The organism is Isoptericola sp. NPDC057191, assembly GCF_042670225.1.
GTDB lineage: Bacteria > Actinomycetota > Actinomycetes > Actinomycetales > Cellulomonadaceae > Isoptericola.
Genome location: NZ_JBHUWC010000081.1, coordinates 1 through 16,879 on the forward strand (window position 1 = coordinate 1; position 16,879 = coordinate 16,879).

At 71.4% G+C, this 16,879-nt stretch carries 13 protein-coding genes and 1 tRNA gene; 6 read left to right on the forward strand and 8 right to left on the reverse strand.

What is annotated here, in order from left to right:
• Positions 1-75 precede the first annotated feature (75 nt).
• Complete coding sequence (locus tag ACFT55_RS11720) at positions 76-1,038, reverse strand: alpha/beta hydrolase (protein WP_380244019.1); 963 nt, start codon at positions 1,036-1,038, stop codon at positions 76-78.
• 241 nt (positions 1,039-1,279) lie between these two features.
• On the opposite strand from ACFT55_RS11720, the gene ACFT55_RS11725 reads away from it, so the two are divergent.
• Together ACFT55_RS11725 and ACFT55_RS11730 are read left to right on the forward strand one after the other, a co-directional pair.
• Positions 1,280-1,996, forward strand: coding sequence for an alpha/beta fold hydrolase (locus ACFT55_RS11725; protein WP_380244008.1), 717 nt, complete (start codon positions 1,280-1,282; stop codon positions 1,994-1,996).
• 97 nt (positions 1,997-2,093) lie between these two features.
• Entirely contained in the window at positions 2,094-4,328 is a 2,235-nt protein-coding gene (locus ACFT55_RS11730) for a helix-turn-helix domain-containing protein (protein WP_380244009.1), read from the forward strand.
• 13 nt (positions 4,329-4,341) lie between these two features.
• Here ACFT55_RS11730 and ACFT55_RS11735 read toward each other — a convergent pair whose 3' ends face one another.
• From ACFT55_RS11735 to ACFT55_RS11745, 3 genes are read right to left on the reverse strand one after another with little or no spacing between them, the layout of a single operon-like run.
• Positions 4,342-5,919 carry a glycoside hydrolase family 31 protein gene (locus ACFT55_RS11735; RefSeq protein WP_380244010.1) on the reverse strand — a complete coding sequence of 526 codons (1,578 nt, stop codon included), beginning with the start codon at positions 5,917-5,919 and terminating at the stop codon, positions 4,342-4,344.
• A 42-nt stretch (positions 5,920-5,961) separates the two neighbouring features.
• On the reverse strand, positions 5,962-6,723 hold the full coding sequence (locus tag ACFT55_RS11740; RefSeq protein WP_380244011.1) for a hypothetical protein: 762 nt from the start codon (positions 6,721-6,723) through the stop codon (positions 5,962-5,964).
• A complete protein-coding gene (locus ACFT55_RS11745) occupies positions 6,720-7,874 on the reverse strand; it encodes an ROK family protein (protein WP_380244020.1) in 1,155 nt (384 codons plus the stop codon). The genes ACFT55_RS11740 and ACFT55_RS11745 overlap by 4 nt, the downstream gene beginning before the upstream one ends.
• A 172-nt stretch (positions 7,875-8,046) precedes the next feature.
• Between ACFT55_RS11745 and ACFT55_RS11750 the strand changes: the two genes are divergently transcribed.
• The 3 genes from ACFT55_RS11750 (at position 8,047) to ACFT55_RS11760 (ending at position 11,279) form a co-directional block, all read left to right on the forward strand.
• Positions 8,047-8,958, forward strand: a complete 912-nt coding sequence (locus ACFT55_RS11750; RefSeq protein WP_380244012.1) for a carbohydrate ABC transporter permease — start codon at positions 8,047-8,049, stop codon at positions 8,956-8,958.
• Positions 8,955-9,860, forward strand: coding sequence for a carbohydrate ABC transporter permease (locus tag ACFT55_RS11755; protein WP_380244013.1), 906 nt, complete (start codon positions 8,955-8,957; stop codon positions 9,858-9,860). Before ACFT55_RS11750 ends, ACFT55_RS11755 begins: the two co-directional genes overlap by 4 nt.
• 90 nt (positions 9,861-9,950) lie before the next feature.
• Entirely contained in the window at positions 9,951-11,279 is a 1,329-nt protein-coding gene (locus ACFT55_RS11760) for an ABC transporter substrate-binding protein (RefSeq protein ID WP_380244014.1), read from the forward strand.
• Between the two features lie 326 nt (positions 11,280-11,605).
• On the opposite strand, the gene ACFT55_RS11765 is transcribed toward ACFT55_RS11760, so the two are convergent.
• From ACFT55_RS11765 to ACFT55_RS11780, 4 genes are all read right to left on the reverse strand, one after another.
• The gene (locus ACFT55_RS11765) at positions 11,606-12,064 is read right to left on the reverse strand and encodes a hypothetical protein (RefSeq protein WP_380244015.1); all 459 of its coding nucleotides are present in this window, start codon (positions 12,062-12,064) and stop codon (positions 11,606-11,608) included.
• Between the two features lie 585 nt (positions 12,065-12,649).
• Positions 12,650-12,726, reverse strand: a tRNA-Val gene (locus ACFT55_RS11770).
• A gap of 77 nt (positions 12,727-12,803) precedes the next feature.
• Complete coding sequence (locus tag ACFT55_RS11775; protein WP_380244016.1) at positions 12,804-13,280, reverse strand: peroxiredoxin; 477 nt, start codon at positions 13,278-13,280, stop codon at positions 12,804-12,806.
• Between the two features lie 4 nt (positions 13,281-13,284).
• Entirely contained in the window at positions 13,285-13,695 is a 411-nt protein-coding gene (locus ACFT55_RS11780; RefSeq protein WP_380244017.1) for a DUF3052 domain-containing protein, read from the reverse strand.
• 381 nt (positions 13,696-14,076) lie between these two features.
• Here ACFT55_RS11780 and aceE point away from each other — a divergent pair, with 381 nt between their 5' ends.
• Positions 14,077-16,824, forward strand: coding sequence for a pyruvate dehydrogenase (acetyl-transferring), homodimeric type (aceE, locus tag ACFT55_RS11785; RefSeq protein ID WP_380244018.1), 2,748 nt, complete (start codon positions 14,077-14,079; stop codon positions 16,822-16,824).
• Positions 16,825-16,879 lie beyond the last annotated feature (55 nt).

Consider the following 16,879-nt stretch of genomic DNA (forward strand, 5'->3'; position numbering starts at 1 on the left):
CCGGCGGGCGGGGCGCCCCGCCCGGCCGCCGCCGCCGCCCGGGAACTCCCCGGGCGGCGGGGGCGGCCGGCCGAGTCAGCCGTCGAGCGCGTCCTTGAGGAACGCCACCGCCTGGGCGACAGCGGCCTTCGCCGCGTGGGTGTCGTGCATCGAGTTCACCATGACGAAGTCGTGGATGATCGCGGCGTACCGGACCTGCGTCACCGGCACGCCCGCGTCGCGCAGCTTGCCCGCGAAAGCCTCGCCCTCGTCCCGGAGCACGTCGGCCTCCGCGTTGATGACGAGCGCCGGCGGGAGGCCCGCGAGCTGCTCGGTCGTCGCCCGGAGCGGCGACGCCGTGATCTCGGCCCGCTCGGCCTCGTCGGTCGTGTACTGGTCCCAGAACCACTGCATGCCGGTGCGCGAGAGGAAGTAGCCGTCCGCGAACTCCTCGTACGACGGCGTGTCGAACGCCGCGTTCGTCACCGGGTAGAACAGCACCTGACCCCGGAACGCGACGTCGCCGCGCTCCTTCGCCATGAGCGTCAGGGCGATCGCCATGTTCCCGCCGACCGAGTCGCCGGCGATCGCGACGCGCGAGCCGTCGAGGTCCTTCTCCGCGCCGGAGCGCGCCACCCAGGACGCCACCGCGTAGGACTGCTCGTTGGCGACCGGGTAGCGGACGTCGGGCGAGCGGTCGTACTCGGGGAACACGACGGCCGCGCCGGTCCCGACCGCCAGGTCGCGCACGAGCCGGTCGTGCGTGTGCGCGTCGCCGAACACCCAGCCCGCACCGTGCGTGTAGACGATGACCGGCAGGACGCCGGTCGCGCCGCGCGGCCGCACGATCCGTACCCGCACCGAGCCGGTGGGGCCGCCGTCGACGGTGATCCACTCCTCGTCGATGTCGGGCTTCCAGATCTCCGCGTCCTGCACGGAGTCGACGGCCTTGCGGCCCTCCTCGGGTCCGAGGTCGTAGAGGTACGGCGGGTTCGCCGTGGCGTCGACGAACTCCTGCGCAGCCTGCTCGAGAGAGATGTTCCGGGGGTTGCCCTGCATGGGACGGCCTTCCTGGTCGGGGGTGGTGCTGATGGTGGGGTGGGACACGGGGTCGTCAGCCGAGCTCGGCGGGGGCGTCGGCGATGAGGCTGTGTGCTCTCATCACACCGCCCAGGGACCACTTGCACCACGCAGAACGCACGCAGAACGGGGAGCCGAGTCCTGCGCCTGTTCTTCGTGGCGCGCGACGGCGCGGCGCCGATGGACTGGCAGCTCCGACACCCGTCTCCGAGGAGCTCCCATGTCTGCAGTCCCCACGGTCGTCCTGGTCCACGGCGCGTTCGCCGAGTCGGCCAGCTGGTCCGGTGTGCTCTCCCGTCTCGCCGCGGCCGACGTCCCCGCCTTCGCCACCCCGAACCCGTTGCGCAGCGTCGCCACCGACGCCGAGAACGTGCGGCGGGTGGTCGAGGCCGTCGAGGGGCCTGTCGTCCTGGTCGGGCACTCCTACGGGGGCGCCGTGATCACCGAGGCGGCGAGCGACAACCCTGGCGTGGTCGGGCTCGTGTACGTCGCCGCGTTCGCGCCCGACCACGGCGAGAGCTGCTTCGAGCTCACCGACAAGTTCCCCGGGAGCACCCTGGGGGGCACGGTGCGATCGGTCCCGCTCGGTGACGGCACGAACGACCTGTACGTCGACCGGGCGCTGTTCGGCGAGCAGTTCGCCGCCGACGTCCCCCCGCACGAGGCGGCGCTGCAGGCGGCGACCCAGCGGCCGATCCGCGACCTCGCCCTGGCGGAGCGGCTCGGCGCCGCCCACCCCGCCTGGCGGTCGCTGCCCTCGTCCTTCGTGTTCGGCGACGCGGACCGGAACATCCCGGTCGCCGGGCTCCGCTTCATGGCGGACCGGTCCGGCAGCGCGCACGTCACCGAGGTGCCCGGGGCGTCCCACTCCGTCGCCGTCTCCCACCCCGACGTCGTCGCGGCCGTGATCGTGGACGCCGTCCGGCAGCACGGCTGACCAGCAGGCCCGACCGCCCGGCAGGTGGCGGCGGCGCACGCCACGGCTCGCCCACCGCTTACGATCCGCGGGACGAGCGTGCGACAGAGGGAGCCGGATGCAGCACGAGAGCCTGGGCGCGACCCTGCGCCGCCTGCGCCTATCCGCGGACATGACGCTCGAACGGCTCGCCGACCTGTCCACGGTCAGCGACCGCACCATCAGCGACATCGAACGGGGCGTCAGCACCGGCCCGCAGCGCCGGACCATCGAGCTGCTCGCGGACGCGCTCGGACTGGAACTTGGGGCGCGCGCCGAGCTGACCGCGGCGGCCCGCGCGGGGCGCACCCGGACACCCTCCCCGGCTCCCCCGGGCGCGGTGCCGCTGCCTCGGGCCGTCGCCGACTTCACGGGCCGCGCTCGCGAGCTCGACCTGCTGGGCGAGCACCTCGGGCGCGGGGCACCGGAAGCGCCCTCGCCCGTCGCGGTGATCAGCGGACCGCCAGGGTTCGGGAAGACGACCCTGGCGGTCCAGCTGGCGACGGACCAGCACGGCCGCTTCGAGGACGTCTACTTCGTCGACCTGCGCGGTTACGACGCACGACCCCTCGACGCGTCGACCGTCCTGAACCGGCTGATCCACGCGCTCGACCCGCAGACCGGGGCCGCGCCGTCCGCGCTCGAGGACGCCGCCGCGCTGTGGGACCGCGTCACCCGTCGGCGCAAGGCGCTGATCGTCCTCGACAACGCCGCGTCCGAGGAGCAGGTGCGCCCCGTCATCCCCGCCACGGGCCCGACGGCCGTCCTCGTCACGAGCCGCGGGACGCTCTCCGGGCTCGAGGACGTCCTGCGCGTCCCCCTCGGGACGCTCTCGCCGAGCGACGCCGTCGCGATGCTCGGCCAGATCGTGCCGCACCCGCAGTCCGCGGGGAGCGATCTCGACAGGCTGGCGTCCCTGTGCGGCCACGTGCCCCTGGCCCTGCGGATCGCGGGCAACCGCGTCGCCAGCCGCCCGAGCTGGACCGTCGACGACCTCGCGGCCCGCCTCAGGGCGGAGGACCGCCGGATCGACGGGCTGCGCGCCGGCGACCTCCGCATCCGCAACGCGATCGCCCTGTCCTACGACCGGTTGTCGGACGACGGCAGGACGATCTTCCGGCGGCTGTCGCTGCTCGGCGGGGCGACGTTCAGCGTCCCGGTCGCGGCCCGCCTGGCCGGCACCGACCTCGCGACCGCGGAGGATCTCCTCGACGAGCTCGAGGACCTGGGGCTCGTCCAGCCCGCGGTGCAGGGGCGCTACCACCTGCATGACCTGCTGCGGCTCTTCGCGCGCGACCGCTTCCACGACGACGAGCCCGTGGAGCGGCGCGTCGCGGTGGAGATCGACCTCCGGCGCTGGCTGCTCGCCCTGACGATCCAGGCAGGTCGCTGGTTCGAGCCGGAGTACGGGTACGCACCCGCGGACCCGGACGCCCTGGTCGACCTCTCCTCCAGCGATCGCGCGCAGGCGTGGATCCGCGCCGAGGCGGAGCTCTGGCTCCGCGCGCTGCAGGACTCTGCGCGGGTCGGCGAGCACCAGCGGGTCGTCGACGTCGCGGAGTCCCTGCACTGGTTCTCCGACCTCTGGGTCTTCTGGGGGCACTGGCACGACGTGTTCGACATGGGGACCCGGTCGGCGCGCGCCCTCGGGGACGACCAGGCTCTCGCCACGCAGCTCGGCTACCTGGCGTGGGCCGAGATGTTCACCCGGGCAGAGCCGGAGCGCGGGCTGGCCTGCGCCCTCGAGGCGTCCGAGGCGGCCGCACGGGCGGGAGACACGCGCCAAGCAGGCTGGGCGGCGACGTACGCCTCGCTCGCCTACCGGCTGGGCGGGCGCCTGGAGGAGGCGCTGCGCAGCGCCCGCGAGGCCGAGCGCCTCCTGCTGGCCGCCGGCGACGCCGAGGGCCACCTCCAGGCGCGGCGCAGCGTCGCAGTCACGCTCGGGGTGATGGGACGCCGCGAGGAGGCCATCGAGCACGAGCGCCGGGTGCTCGCCGACCTCGACGACCCCGCCTGTGCGGTGACCAGCCATATCGCCGCCTACACCCGCGCCGCCAGCGTGATCACGACCGCGAGCCACCTGGCGAAGCTCGAGCGCTGGGACGAGGCCATCGTCAGCGCCGAGCACGCCCTGCTCCTCCTGGAGACCGTCAACACGGTGGACTTCCTCATGCGGGCGCTGCGCATCAGGATCGGCGCGCTCGTCGTCCGTGGCCGGATCGAGGAGGCGCGCGCGGACCAGGCCCGGCTCGTCGACGTCTGCGAGTCGGTGGGCGACGTGGCGGGCGCCGAGCAGGCGCGAAGCCTCGTGTGAGGGTGCGGTCGGGTCACACCCGGCGGAACACCGGGATGCTGTCGATGCCGACCGGCACCTCCACCGTCGCCGGACCGGAGATCGTCTCACCGGACGCACCCCTCCAGTCCCCGTCGGGCAGGACCACCGACCGCACGGTGGCACCTGGCTCGACCACGGGGGCGACGAGGAGGTCGGGGCCGAGGAAGTACTGGTCCGTGACGTCCTCGAGTCCGGGAGCGTGGTAAGCCATGTGCCGGACCACCGGCTCGCCGGTGGCGGCAGCGACGTCGACCAGCCCCATGAGGTCGGGCAGCAGCGACTGGCGAAGGTTCACCGCCGCTCGCACCGCCGGGAGGTGCGCGTCGTCGAGCGCGCGGGCCGGTGAGAGGGAGAACTGCATCATCGGCGACAGTGCCGCGACCTGGGCGTAGCGGACGAACAGCTCCTGGTCGACGACCTCGACCTCGCCCATCGACCCGACCTCGCCGCCGCCGACCATGTCCGGGCAGGTGAACGGCATGCCGAGCAGCCCTTGCGCCACCATGGTGGGCACCAGCGACCGCACCGCCTCCCAGGTCGGAGGCTTGTCCTGGACCCGCTGCGCCAGGGCCCGGCCCCCGGTGGCCCAGGAGGCGCGCATCTCGTTGAACGCGAACTCCTCGCCCAGCGCCGACCACGCCTTGACCATGTCGACGGGCTCGTACCCGCGCGCCTGGTCGTCGATGCGGTAGTCCTGCAGGTCACCGCCGTCCATCTTGAACCCGTCGATCCCGTACCGCTGCTGGAGGGACCGAAGCCTCGTGCGCATCCAGTCGACGGCTTCCGGTCGCGAGAGGTCGAGCAGTGCCGAGAGCCCGTTCCACCAACGCCGCACGACGGTCTGCCCGTCCGCGCCCCGCAGTAGGAGGCCGAGCGGCTCGAGCTCGCGGAACGCCGCCGAGTCGGGGCTGATCCACGGCACCACCCACAGCATCACCGAGCAGCCGAGGGCATGGAGCTCGGCGACCATCGCTGCGGGGTCCGGGAAGCGCGCCTCGGCGAACTCCCAGACGCCGTAGTCCTCGGACCACATGTCGTCGACCATGACGACGCCCGGAGGCAGCCCGTCGTCCAGGAGCTCGCGGACGTAGGCGACCACGGCGTCCTGGCTCGGCCGGTACGGCATCTGGATCCATGAGTTGTACTGCGGGCCGGTGAACAGCGCCCGTGCGGGCGCCGCGCCCGTGGCAGGGAAGTGCGCGCGCGCCGCCGCCTGATAGGCGTCGCGCAGCGTGTGCCCGGGGTGCCGGACGACGACTCCCCGGCCCTCCAGGGCGAGCCGGTCGCCGGAGAAGGCGAAGGCGAACGGCCGTGCGGACCAGACGTACCGGCCGGCGCTGGAGAGCAGGACGGGCGCGGACTGGTTGGTGCCCGCCTCGACGGCGAGGTCACGGCTGTGCGGCTCGACGCCGAACGGCATGGCCGGCCCGTCCGCCGCGAGGCCACCCCACCAGCGCTCGCCGGGCAGCAGGCCGAGCTCGGTCTGCTCGGTCTGCTCGGTGCGCTCGGTGGGCTCGGTCAGCTCGGTGGCCTCGGTGAGGCCGGACGGGTCGGTCTGGGTCGTGGTCATCGTCGTCCTTCGTCGGTCGGAGGGGGCAGACGCGGCACGCCGTCAGCACCCGAGGGTGGCGAGGTGCCCGGTGGGCTCGGTCCAGTGCGCGCCGCTGCGCAGGGTGCTTGCGACGAGGCGCTCCAGGCTCGTGCTGGGGTGCACCTCGGCACGGTCGCGGACCTCCGCGACCGGTCGGCGGAAGACGAACCGGGCGACGGCGCGGTCGCCGTCGGTCACGTCGTCCTCGGCGGGTGCGGGCTCGCCGTCCGCGATGTCGAACCGCGCCCGGAACCGCACGAGGTTGCTGTCCGGTCGGAGCTCGAGCACGCGGCGGTCGAGCAGCCAGGACGTACAGGTCATCGGCGCGTCGTCGAGCAGCCTGCGGAGCCCGGTCAGCGCCTCGTCGACGGCCGCGGCGGCCAACGGGCCGGCCTCGGGCACGTGCAGCGCGCGTCCGTGCTCGCCGGGCACCCGCTCCGCCTGGAGGCGACCTACGCCGACCACGTCCGCGCGCAGCAGACCGAGCAGCCACGGGGTGTCGATGTCCCCGTCGTACCACCGGACCTTCCGCCCGACGTCGGCGAGCGTCTGCACGGCGACCTGGTCCGGCAGGCCGAAGCCGCGGTACCGGTCGACGGACTCCTCGACGAGCTCCACGAGGGCGGGGACCGCGCGCCGGGCCGGGAGGTCCGAGACGTCGGGTGCGGTCGCGGCGTGGAGCGCGCCCCGCAGCCGTTCCGTCAGGTCCGGCTCAGCCGGTGACGAGACCCAGGGATGGCCGTCGAGGCCGAGCAGCCCGGCGCGCGCGTGTGCCCCGATCACCGGAATCCCTGGGCGGGCACCGCGAGGACCGTCGTCGAGAAGTAGGTCTTCTCGACCTCGTCGAGGGCGAGCCGGACGGCTCCTCGCGCCACGTGGTCCCCGCCGAGCGTCGAGACACGTACCTGCGGCATCCGGATCACGTTGGCGCGCACCCGGGCCGAGAAGGCGTCCACCCACTGGTCGGCCCAGCGCGCCTGCCCGCCGCCCACGACGAGGACCTCGGGGTCGGTGGTCAGCGTCAGCGCCGCGGCACCGGTCGCCACGTCGCGCGCATAGGCCTCGACCCGTTCCTGGGCCTGCGTGTCCCCCGCCCGCGCCGCGTCGAACACGGCGCGGATGAGCTCCTGCTGCTCCTGGAGGGAGATGTCGTCGTCCTGCCCCGTGAGGTCCTCCAGTGCCCGGAGCCAGTGCACGTCCGGGAGGGCACCGATCTCCCCCGCGATCCCGGCGTGCCCCCGCAGCAGGCGTCCGCTGACGAGGGCGGCGGCGCCGGTGCGGACGCTGGCCAGCACGAAGACCACGTCCTGCGAACCCTGGGCAGCGCCCCAGGTCGACTCGGCGAGCAGCGCCGACATCACGTCGTTGACCACCTGGACGGTCCAGCCGAAGCGGGCGCGCACGTGGGCCACCAGGTCCACGGAGCCCCAGCCCGGCAACGGCCCGCCGGGGAGGGTCGCACCGGTCGGGGTCACCGGGCCCGTGAGGGCGACGGCGGCCGCCCACACGGCCGTGGCGTCGAGCCTCGCCTGGTCGAGCAGGCGGGCCACGACGGAGTCGAGAGCGGCGAGCCGCTCCGGAGGCAGCGCCTCGGGCGCGACGGCGGCCTCGTCGGACGCGATCACCGCACCCGCCAGGTCGGTCAGGACCGCGGTGACGCGGTGCAGGCCGACGTCGACGCCGACGAGCCGGCCGGCCTCCACCCGGAACCGGAAACGTTGCGGGGGACGCCCCCCGCTGCCGTCCGGCACGGGGTCCTCGACGGCGACCCAGCCCAGCTCCTCGAGCTCCTCGAGGAGGGAGATCACGCTGGGCCGGGACAGACCGGTGTGCTCGATGACCTGCGCAGTCGTGGGTGTTCCCAGGGTGCGGACCGCCTCGATCGCCGTGAGCAGATGGCGTGCGCGGACCTGATGGACTCGTGCCAGGGCGATCTCCTCCTTGGGGTCTGTCGAGGCAGGACTGTACGGGCTGGGAGCCGCGACATCGAGGCGCGACGTGCCTGCAGGGCTAGTTCTATCAAGTCATTGACAAAACCGGTAGCCCCCTGGTTCAGTTCCCGCGTTGGTTCATCTCGGCGGGCTGGCCCCGCCACGAGGAGGCTCGATGAAGAGGGTCGCCAAGGCCGAGTCCTTGCCCCGCAGACGCGGGGTGCGCCGCGCAGACCGCTCCGCGGCCGCGTTGCTCCTTGCCCCGGCGCTCGCCGGGTTCGCCGTGTTCTACGTCTATCCGACGATCCGCGGCATCTACTACTCGCTCACCGACTTCAACCTGCTGAACGAGCCCCGGTTCGTCGGTGCGGAGAACATCACCACGATGCTCGCCGACCCCGCCGTCTGGTCGGCGCTGCGCGTCACGGCCGTCTTCGCGGTCGCCAACATCGTGCTCGGCACCTTCCTGGCGCTGGTGCTCGCCGCGCTCATGCAGCGCCTGCGGCTGCGCACCTGGGTCCGCTCGGTCCTGCTGCTGCCCTGGCTCGTGCCCAACGTCGCCATCGCCCTCATCTGGGGCTGGCTCCTCGACTCGAACCTCGGGTATCTCAAGAGGCTCCTCGACTCGATCGGACTGCACGGGTTCACCTTCTACAACCCGGACGCAGCCCTTCCCATCCTCGTGACGATCTCGATCTGGTCCGGGCTCGGCTACACGGCCCTCCTGCTCTACGCGGGCATGCTCCAGGTCCCCGCGGACCTCTACGAGGCCGGCGCTCTCGACGGTGCGACCGAGTCCCGCATGTTCTTCGCGATCACCATGCCCCTGGTGCGCCCCGTCGTCGCCCTGGTCCTCGTCATGAGCCTGATCGGCTCCTTCCAGGTCTTCGACCTGGTCCAGGTGGGGTACGGCAACAACCCGCTGCCCGAGGTCCGGGTCATCTACTACTTCATCTACCAGCAGGCGTTCTCGTTCTTCCGGATGGGTTACGCCTCCGCCGTCTCGCTCCTGCTGGTCGTCATCCTGGGCGTCTTCACCGCCGTCCAGATGCGCCTCATGCGAGCCAACCGATCGGACCTGGCATGAGTGCGCCGACCTTGACCGGCACCCGCCGGCGTCCGCCCGTGGGCCGCATCGTCGCGTGGGCCTTCCTGGCGATCGTCGTCGTCGCGACCGTCTTCCCCTTCTACTGGATGGTCCGCACCGCGCTGACCCCCGCCACGGAGCTCGTGGCCGACGCGTCGCAGGTCTGGCCGACGAACCCCACCACGGTGAACTTCGCGCGCGTCCTCGGCCTGACGTCGCTCGAGGAGGCGGTCGCCGCGGGCGGCACCGGCGCCTCGATCGACTTCCTGAGGTACACGATCAACTCGTTGCTGTACGCGGGGTCGATCGCCGTCGTCCAGACCCTGTCCTGCGCCGCCGCCGCCTACACCTTCGCCCGGCTCCGCTTCCCGGGACGGGACGTCGTGTTCGGCATCATCCTCAGCGGACTGCTCATCCCGGGCATCTTCACGCTGCTGCCCAACTACGCGCTCGTACGCCAGCTCGGCCTGATCAACACCTTCGCCGGCCTGGTGACCCCCGCGCTCCTCGTCAGCCCTTTCACCATCTTCTTCCTGCGACAGTTCTTCCTCTCGCTCCCCCGCGAGGTGGAAGAGGCGGCGATGATCGACGGCATCGGCCCGGTCGGCCGGTTCTTCCGGATCACGCTGCCCATGAGCACCGGCCCCCTCGCCACGATGATGCTCATCACCCTCGTGGGGATGTGGAAGGACTACCTCTGGCCGCTGGTGGCCGCCAACGGCGAGGGCACCCGCGTGCTGACCGTCGCGCTCGGTGTGTTCCAGCAGCAGTCCCCCAACACCACCCCGGACTGGACCGGGCTCATGGCGGGCTCGACCCTCTCGGTCGTCCCGGTGCTGATCCTGCTGATCTTCCTCGGCAAGCGGCTCGTCCAGTCGATCAACTTCTCCGGCGGCAAGTAGCACCTGCGCGGGCACCTTCGCCTGCTCTCGGCTCCGCCCTGCTCTCCCACCCACGCCCCGCCGGGGCGACCATCCCTGAGAGGAACCACGATGAAGAGGTTCAGGTCCGTCACCGCGCTCGGCGCCGTCTCGCTCCTCCTGCTGGCCGGCTGCTCGTCCGCCGGCTCGGACGGAGGGTCCGGCGACGTCGAGCTGAACTACTGGATGTGGGACGACACCCAGGTGCCGCTCTACCAGGCGTGCGTCGACGACTTCGAGGCCGCCCACCCCGGTGTCACCGTCAAGATCACCCAGACGGCGTGGGCGCAGTACTGGCAGAACCTGAGCACCCAGGTGACCGCCGGCACCGGTCCCGACGTGTTCGTCAACCAGATCTCGTACTTCCGCCAGTACGCCAGCACCAACCAGCTGCTGGACCTCAGCCAGGCCGAGTCCGACGTCGACTTCGACGCCTTCAAGCCCGGGCTCGCCGACCGGTGGGTCTACGACGGCAAGCGCCTCGGCCTGCCGAAGGACTGGGACACCGTCGGGTTCCTGTACGACTCCAAGGCTGCCACGAAGGCCGGCTACAGCGCCGACGACATGAACGCCCTGACGTGGAACCCGGACGACGGGGGAACCTTCGGCAAGTTCATCAGGTCCACTTCGGTGGACTCCGCGGGGAGGACTGGAGACGACCCCGCCTTCGACTCGTCCGACGTCGCCGTCTACGGCTTCTACCCCGAGTGGGCCGACGGCGCCACGGGCCAGAACGGCTGGGGCAACCTCGCGGCCGCGAACGGCTTCGAGTTCTTCACCGACCCCGCCGACCCGGCGTCGGTGGACTTCTCCTCCCCCGCACTGGTGGAGACCGCCGGCTGGATCCAGAAGCAGATCGAGGCCGGCTACATGCCGCGCTTCGACGAGACGTCGTCGCTCGGCACCCAGGCGGTCCTGGAGAGCGGCAACGTCGCATCGTCCTTCGCCGGGTCGTGGATGGCGTCCACCTACCTCGGCGACGACGAGTCGATCGACTTCGCGTTCGCCCCGGTCCCCGAGGGGCCCGAGGGTCGCAAGGCCGCCACCAACAGCCTCGCCGACTCGGTCTGGACGGGGACCAAGCACCCGGAGGAGGCCACCGGCCTCGTCGCCTACCTGGCCTCGTCGGACTGCCAGAGCAAGGTCGGCGACTTCGGCAAGATCTTCCCGGCCACCACGGCGGGCACCGACGCCGCGCTCGCCGCCTGGAAGAAGGACGGGATCGACCCGACGCCGTTCGTGTCCGTCGTGGACGCGGGCGACACCTACCTGATCCCGGCCTTCGAGAAGTCCGCCGAGATCTCCGTGGCCGTCCAGGACGCCATGCAGAACATCGCCCAGGGCGCCGACCCCGAGAAGGAGCTCAAGGCCGCGAACGACGCCGTCAAGGCGCTCTTCTGAGCCGGGCGAACCCGGTCACCTCGATGAGTGGTTGACCGTCAGGTCACCGTCCGCGAGCAGCACGATCCGCGCCGCAGGGTGCGAGGCAGCGACAGCGTCCTCGCACCCTGCGGCGCGTGGCGCATTCGTGCCGTGGGGCCGCGCTCGGAGGGCAGGCGCGGTACAGCGGCAGTGCGAGGTGGGCCCGGAGGGACTCGAACCCACGATTTCCACACTGACTCGAGCAGGTAGGCGTACCCCTGCCCGGCCGAGATCACTCGCATCGAGACCATCACACCCGACAGGTGTGCGACGCGCGCCCTCAATCAGGATCTACCTCAGACTTTTCACGCGCTGTACGCCGCCGAGATACCCCAACGCATGCGGGGCTTCCAGGGCATCTCCAGCATCGCTGCGAGGACACCGGTCTTGCTGTCCTTCATGACCGTCCCGTCGGGCAGCGGAACGCGGTACGACCGCACCCCGCGGCCCGTGCCGACCTCGATCCGTCCGGCCGCCGCAGCCTCAAAGATCGCGCGCACCACGACCACGCTCTCCAGAGTCCGCGGCAGTTGCCACCCTGGGCACCCGCCCAGTCCGACGACGACGCCGTCCGCGTCCTGCATCACCCAGACCTCCACCGAGCCGTCGGTCGACGAGCTCACCGTGAGGCCCTCGACCCCGCCGTCGACCGTCGGACCTGAGATCTCCGCTCTGTCACCCAGTTCGCTCCGCAGCGTCGACGCCAGCCGGCGTAGCTCGGTCGTCACCTCATCGTCGGGCAGCTCGCCGCCTCCGCACTCCATGCAGGAATGATGCCGCAAAGGTCCGAGAGCTCAGGATCCCGCCCGGGCGGACTCGACCAGCCGCGGGTGCCAGACTTGTGGAAGCCCGGGTTCGATCAGGCCGGCGAGGACCCCGTGCGGGGTCGGTAGGGATCGCCAGGAGGGGTTGCAAGGAGGGAACACCGCGAGGTCGAAGACAGCCCGACGGACGTCGCAGGTCGGGTGCGGGGCATCGTGCGACTTCAGCAGGCCGGAGGCAACGCGGTACGGCTCTGGCAGGGACGCTCCGAGGGCGCGGCGTCGGCCCGTGTCTGGAGGCGCCAGCCTCACCGGTAGGCAGAACCAGCGCTGACGCCCTAGCAGGAGGACGACATCGTCCGACCGGAGCGCTGTGCGCCGCCGGCCCACCGATGAGAGACCCGGCAGATCGAAGGGACAACTCGCCGTTCACTCGAGCCGAGAACACCCAGCACGCCATTGAGCACCACCGTCGACGAGCCTCGCGGAACGCCCGAAGTCGGGGTGCGCGGTTTCGGTCCGTTCGGGTTCGGAAGGGTCCACGACGACGGTTAGCGAACCTTCAGGTCAACGCGACATTTTCCCTGGTGGTGGGCCCGGAGGGACTCGAACCCCCGACATCCACGGTGTAAGCGTGGCGCTCTGACCAGCTGAGCTACAGGCCCTGGCAGCGCAGGCAAGAATACCGGTCGCGGGGGCCCTCGCTGCACATCACGGCCCGCTGACGCCGGCCGCCCCAGGGTCAGACGTCGGCGAGCGCCGCCCGGTAGGACTCCAGGTCACGGCGCTGCCCCCGCGGGTTGACGACCGACCAGCGCACGATCCCGTCGGCGTCGACGAGGAACGAGCCGCGCAGGGCGTGCCCGCTGGTGGCGTCGAAGACGCCGTAGGCCTCGGCGACGGCGCCGTGCGGCCAGAAGTCGCTGAGCAGGTCGAAGCCGAACCCCTCCTGCTCGTGCCATGCCTTGAGCGCGAACACCGGGTCGGTGGAGACGGCCAGGATCCGGACCCCTGCGGCCTCGAAGTCCTCGATGTTGTCCCGCAGCTCGCACAGCTCTCCGGTGCAGATGCCGGAGAAGGCGAAGGGGAAGAAGACGACCAGCACGTTCTCGCCGCGCAGGTCGGCCAGGTGCACGGGCGTCCCGTGCGTGTCGGGCAGGGTGAAGTCCGGTGCGGGGTCACCGGGACCCCACCGCACCTCGGGGACGGTGCCGGTCACCGGCTCAGCGTCCCCGGCCCCGGTTGGCGAGCTTGGTGGCCGACCAGTCCGACGCGACCGCGAACGTGCTCGTGGCGTGCAGGCCGGCCGTGGTCGCGGCCTCCTGGATCTCGTCGTGACCGACGTGGCCGTCGCGGCCGGGCTTCGGCGTGAGCAGCCAGACCAGGCCGCCGTCGTCCAGCACGGTCAGGACGTCGACCAGCATGTCCGTCAGGTCGCCGTCGTCGTCGCGCCACCACAGGATGACGCCGTCCGTGACGTCGTCGTAGTCCTCGTCCACCAGCTCGCTGCCGATGACCTCCTCGACCGCGGTCCGGAGCGCGTCGTCGACGTCGTCGCCCCACCCGTACTCCTGCACGACCTGACCGGCCGCGAACCCGAAGCGAGCTACCGGGGATTCCGCCTGCTTACCCACGTTGGACCTTCGTTCCTCTCCGTCTGACCACTGTTGACGCGTACCGACGCGCGCGCGAAGCGTGACGCCGGTCGTGTGCGCCAACGTAGTCCACCCGAAGCGACCGCGCCCGGCAACCCCCTGGGCCCTGCCGGTTTGCCGGACCCGGCCCGGACAGTGACCTCCGCAACATCCGTGGGGCCCGGCATGACGTAGATCACGGATCCTTGACCGCCCGATGGTGTTCCCCCGGCCCGTCTGGGGACACAATGAGTGATGACCACCCGTTCGTGGTCCGCACCGTCGCGACCACGCGTCGCGGTGCCCTCACGACGGGATGCCTGACACGGACCGGAGCGGCGACCACGTGCCGTCACCGTCCGAAGATGAGAGAGGTTGCTGGTGGCTTCGTACGACGAGACCGGACCGTTGATCAACGGCCTGCTCAGCGCCGTCCCGGACATCGACCCCGCCGAGACCGGCGAGTGGGTCGAGTCGTTCGACGGCCTGATCGACGACAAGGGCGGCCCGCGGGCGCGCTACGTCATGCTCAACCTGCTGCGCCGCGCGCGCGAGCGCAACGTGCACATCCCTGCGTCGGTGGCGACCCCGTACGTCAACTCGATCGCCGTGCACGACGAGCCCTACTTCCCGGGCGACGAGGCGATGGAGCGTCGCTACCGCTCCTGGATCCGCTGGAACGCCGCCGTCATGGTGACGCGCGCGCAGCGCCCCGAGGTGGCGGTCGGCGGTCACATCTCCTCGTACGCGTCGGTGGCGACGCTGTACGAGGTGGGCCTGAACCACTTCTTCCGCGGCAAGGACCACCCCGGCGGCGGCGACCAGGTGTACTTCCAGGGCCACTCCTCGCCCGGCCAGTACGCCCGCAGCTTCCTCGAGGGCCGGATGTCCGCCGAGACGCTCGACGGCTTCCGCCAGGAGAAGTCGCACGCCGGTGGCGGCCTGCCGTCCTACCCGCACCCGCGCATGCTGCCGGACTTCTGGGAGTTCCCCACGGTCTCCATGGGCCTCGGCCCGGCCTCGGCGATCTACCAGGCGTGGACCAACAAGTACCTGCACAACCGCGGGATCAAGGACACCAGCCAGCAGGACGTCTGGGCGTTCCTCGGCGACGGTGAGATGGACGAGCCGGAGTCGCGCGGCATGCTGCAGCTCGCGGCACACCAGTCCCTCGACAACCTGACCTTCGTCGTGAACTGCAACCTGCAGCGCCTCGACGGCCCGGTCCGCGGGAACGGCAAGATCATCCAGGAGCTGGAGGCCCAGTTCAAGGGCGCCGGCTGGAACGTCATCAAGGTGATCTGGGGCCGCGAGTGGGACGCGCTGCTCAACGCGGACAAGGACCGCGCCCTGGTCAACCTCATGAACGCCACGCCCGACGGCGACTACCAGACCTACCGTGCGGAGTCCGGCGCGTTCATCCGCGAGCACTTCTTCGGCCGCGACCCGCGGACGAAGGCGCTCGTCGAGAACATGACCGACGACGACATCTGGAACATGAAGCGCGGCGGCCACGACTACCGCAAGATCTACGCGGCGTACTCCGCGGCGCGCGCCCACACGGGCCAGCCGACGGTCATCCTCGCGCAGACGGTCAAGGGCTACGCCCTCGGGTCGAGCTTCGCGGGCCGCAACGCCACGCACCAGATGAAGAAGGTCAAGAACGAGGACCTCAAGGCCCTGCGCGACAACCTGCGGATCCCGCTGACGGACGAGCAGATCGACGCCGACCCGTACCTGCCCCCGTACTACCACCCGGGGATGGACGACGAGGCGATCCAGTACATGCTGGAGCGCCGCCGGCACCTGGGCGGGTTCCTGCCCGAGCGCCGGACGACGCAGAAGCCGCTGACGCTCCCGGAGCCGAAGTCGTACGAGATCCTCAAGAAGGGCTCGGGCACCCAGCACGTCGCCAGCACGATGGCGTTCGTGCGTCTGCTTAAGGACCTCATCAAGGACAAGGAGTTCGGCAAGCGCATCGTGCCGATCATCCCCGACGAGGCCCGCACCTTCGGTCTGGACGCGATCTTCCCCAGCGCCAAGATCTTCAACACGCAGGGGCAGAACTACCTCGCCGTGGACCGCGAGCTCATGCTGAGCTACAAGGAGTCCGAGGCCGGGCAGATCATGCACACCGGCATCAACGAGGCCGGTTCGGCCGCCGCCTTCCAGTCCGTGGGCACGTCGTACGCGACGCACGGCGAGGCCATGGTGCCGGTCTACATCTTCTACTCGATGTTCGGCTTCCAGCGGACCGGCGACCAGTTCTGGGCCGCCGGCGACCAGCTCGCCCGTGGCTTCATCATCGGCGCCACCGCCGGTCGCACCACCCTGACGGGTGAGGGCCTGCAGCACGCCGACGGCCACTCGCCGCTCATCGCCGGCACCAACACGGCGATGGTGCAGTACGACCCGGCGTACGGCTACGAGATCCGCCACATCATGCGTGACGGCATCGAGCGCATGTACGGCGACGGGTCCGACGGTCGCGACCAGAACGTCATGTACTACCTCACGGTGTACAACGAGCCGATGATCCAGCCGGCCGAGCCGGAGGACGTGGACGTCGAGGGCATCCTGCGCGGCATCCACCGGATCTCGACGTCCAAGACCGAGGGCCCCAAGGCTCAGCTCCTCGCCTCCGGCGTGGGCGTGCCGTGGGCGCTCGAGGCGCAGCAGCTCCTCGCCGAGGACTGGGGCGTGTCGGCCGACGTGTGGTCGGTGACCAGCTGGAACGAGCTGCGTCGCGACGCGCTCGCCGCCGAGAAGGACGCCCTCGTCAACCCGACCGCCGAGCCGCGCACGCCGTACGTGACGCAGAAGCTGTCGGGCGCCCAGGGTCCGTTCGTCGCCACCAGCGACTACGACCACCTCGTGCCGGACCAGATCCGCGCCTGGGTGCCGGGCGACTACGCGGTGCTCGGTGCGGACGGCTTCGGCTTCTCCGACACGCGTGCCGCCGCGCGGCGCTTCTTCCTCATCGACGGCCCGTCGATGGTGGTCCGGACGCTGCAGCAGCTCGCCCGTCGCGGCGAGGTTCCTGCCGACGTCGTCGCGAAGGCGGTCGAGAAGTACCGCCTGCTCGACGTGAACGCCGGCACGTCCGGCGTCGCGGGCGGCGACAGCTGACCCTCCCGAGGGACCACAGCCGGTCGCCCAGATAGCACCAAGAAGCACGGGGCCC

What these genes read in the sequence shown, in the direction of transcription:
- ACFT55_RS11725 (WP_380244008.1), top strand. Translation starts at nt 1,280, where the DNA reads ATGTCTGCAGTCCCCACGGTCGTCCTGGTCCACGGCGCGTTCGCCGAG.
- ACFT55_RS11760 (WP_380244014.1), top strand. Translation starts at nt 9,951, where the DNA reads ATGAAGAGGTTCAGGTCCGTCACCGCGCTCGGCGCCGTCTCGCTCCTC.
- ACFT55_RS11750 (WP_380244012.1), top strand. Translation starts at nt 8,047, where the DNA reads ATGAAGAGGGTCGCCAAGGCCGAGTCCTTGCCCCGCAGACGCGGGGTG.
- ACFT55_RS11765 (WP_380244015.1), bottom strand. Translation starts at nt 12,064, where the DNA reads ATGGAGTGCGGAGGCGGCGAGCTGCCCGACGATGAGGTGACGACCGAG.
- ACFT55_RS11730 (WP_380244009.1), top strand. Translation starts at nt 2,094, where the DNA reads ATGCAGCACGAGAGCCTGGGCGCGACCCTGCGCCGCCTGCGCCTATCC.
- ACFT55_RS11720 (WP_380244019.1), bottom strand. Translation starts at nt 1,038, where the DNA reads ATGCAGGGCAACCCCCGGAACATCTCTCTCGAGCAGGCTGCGCAGGAG.
- ACFT55_RS11755 (WP_380244013.1), top strand. Translation starts at nt 8,955, where the DNA reads ATGAGTGCGCCGACCTTGACCGGCACCCGCCGGCGTCCGCCCGTGGGC.
- ACFT55_RS11735 (WP_380244010.1), bottom strand. Translation starts at nt 5,919, where the DNA reads ATGACCACGACCCAGACCGACCCGTCCGGCCTCACCGAGGCCACCGAG.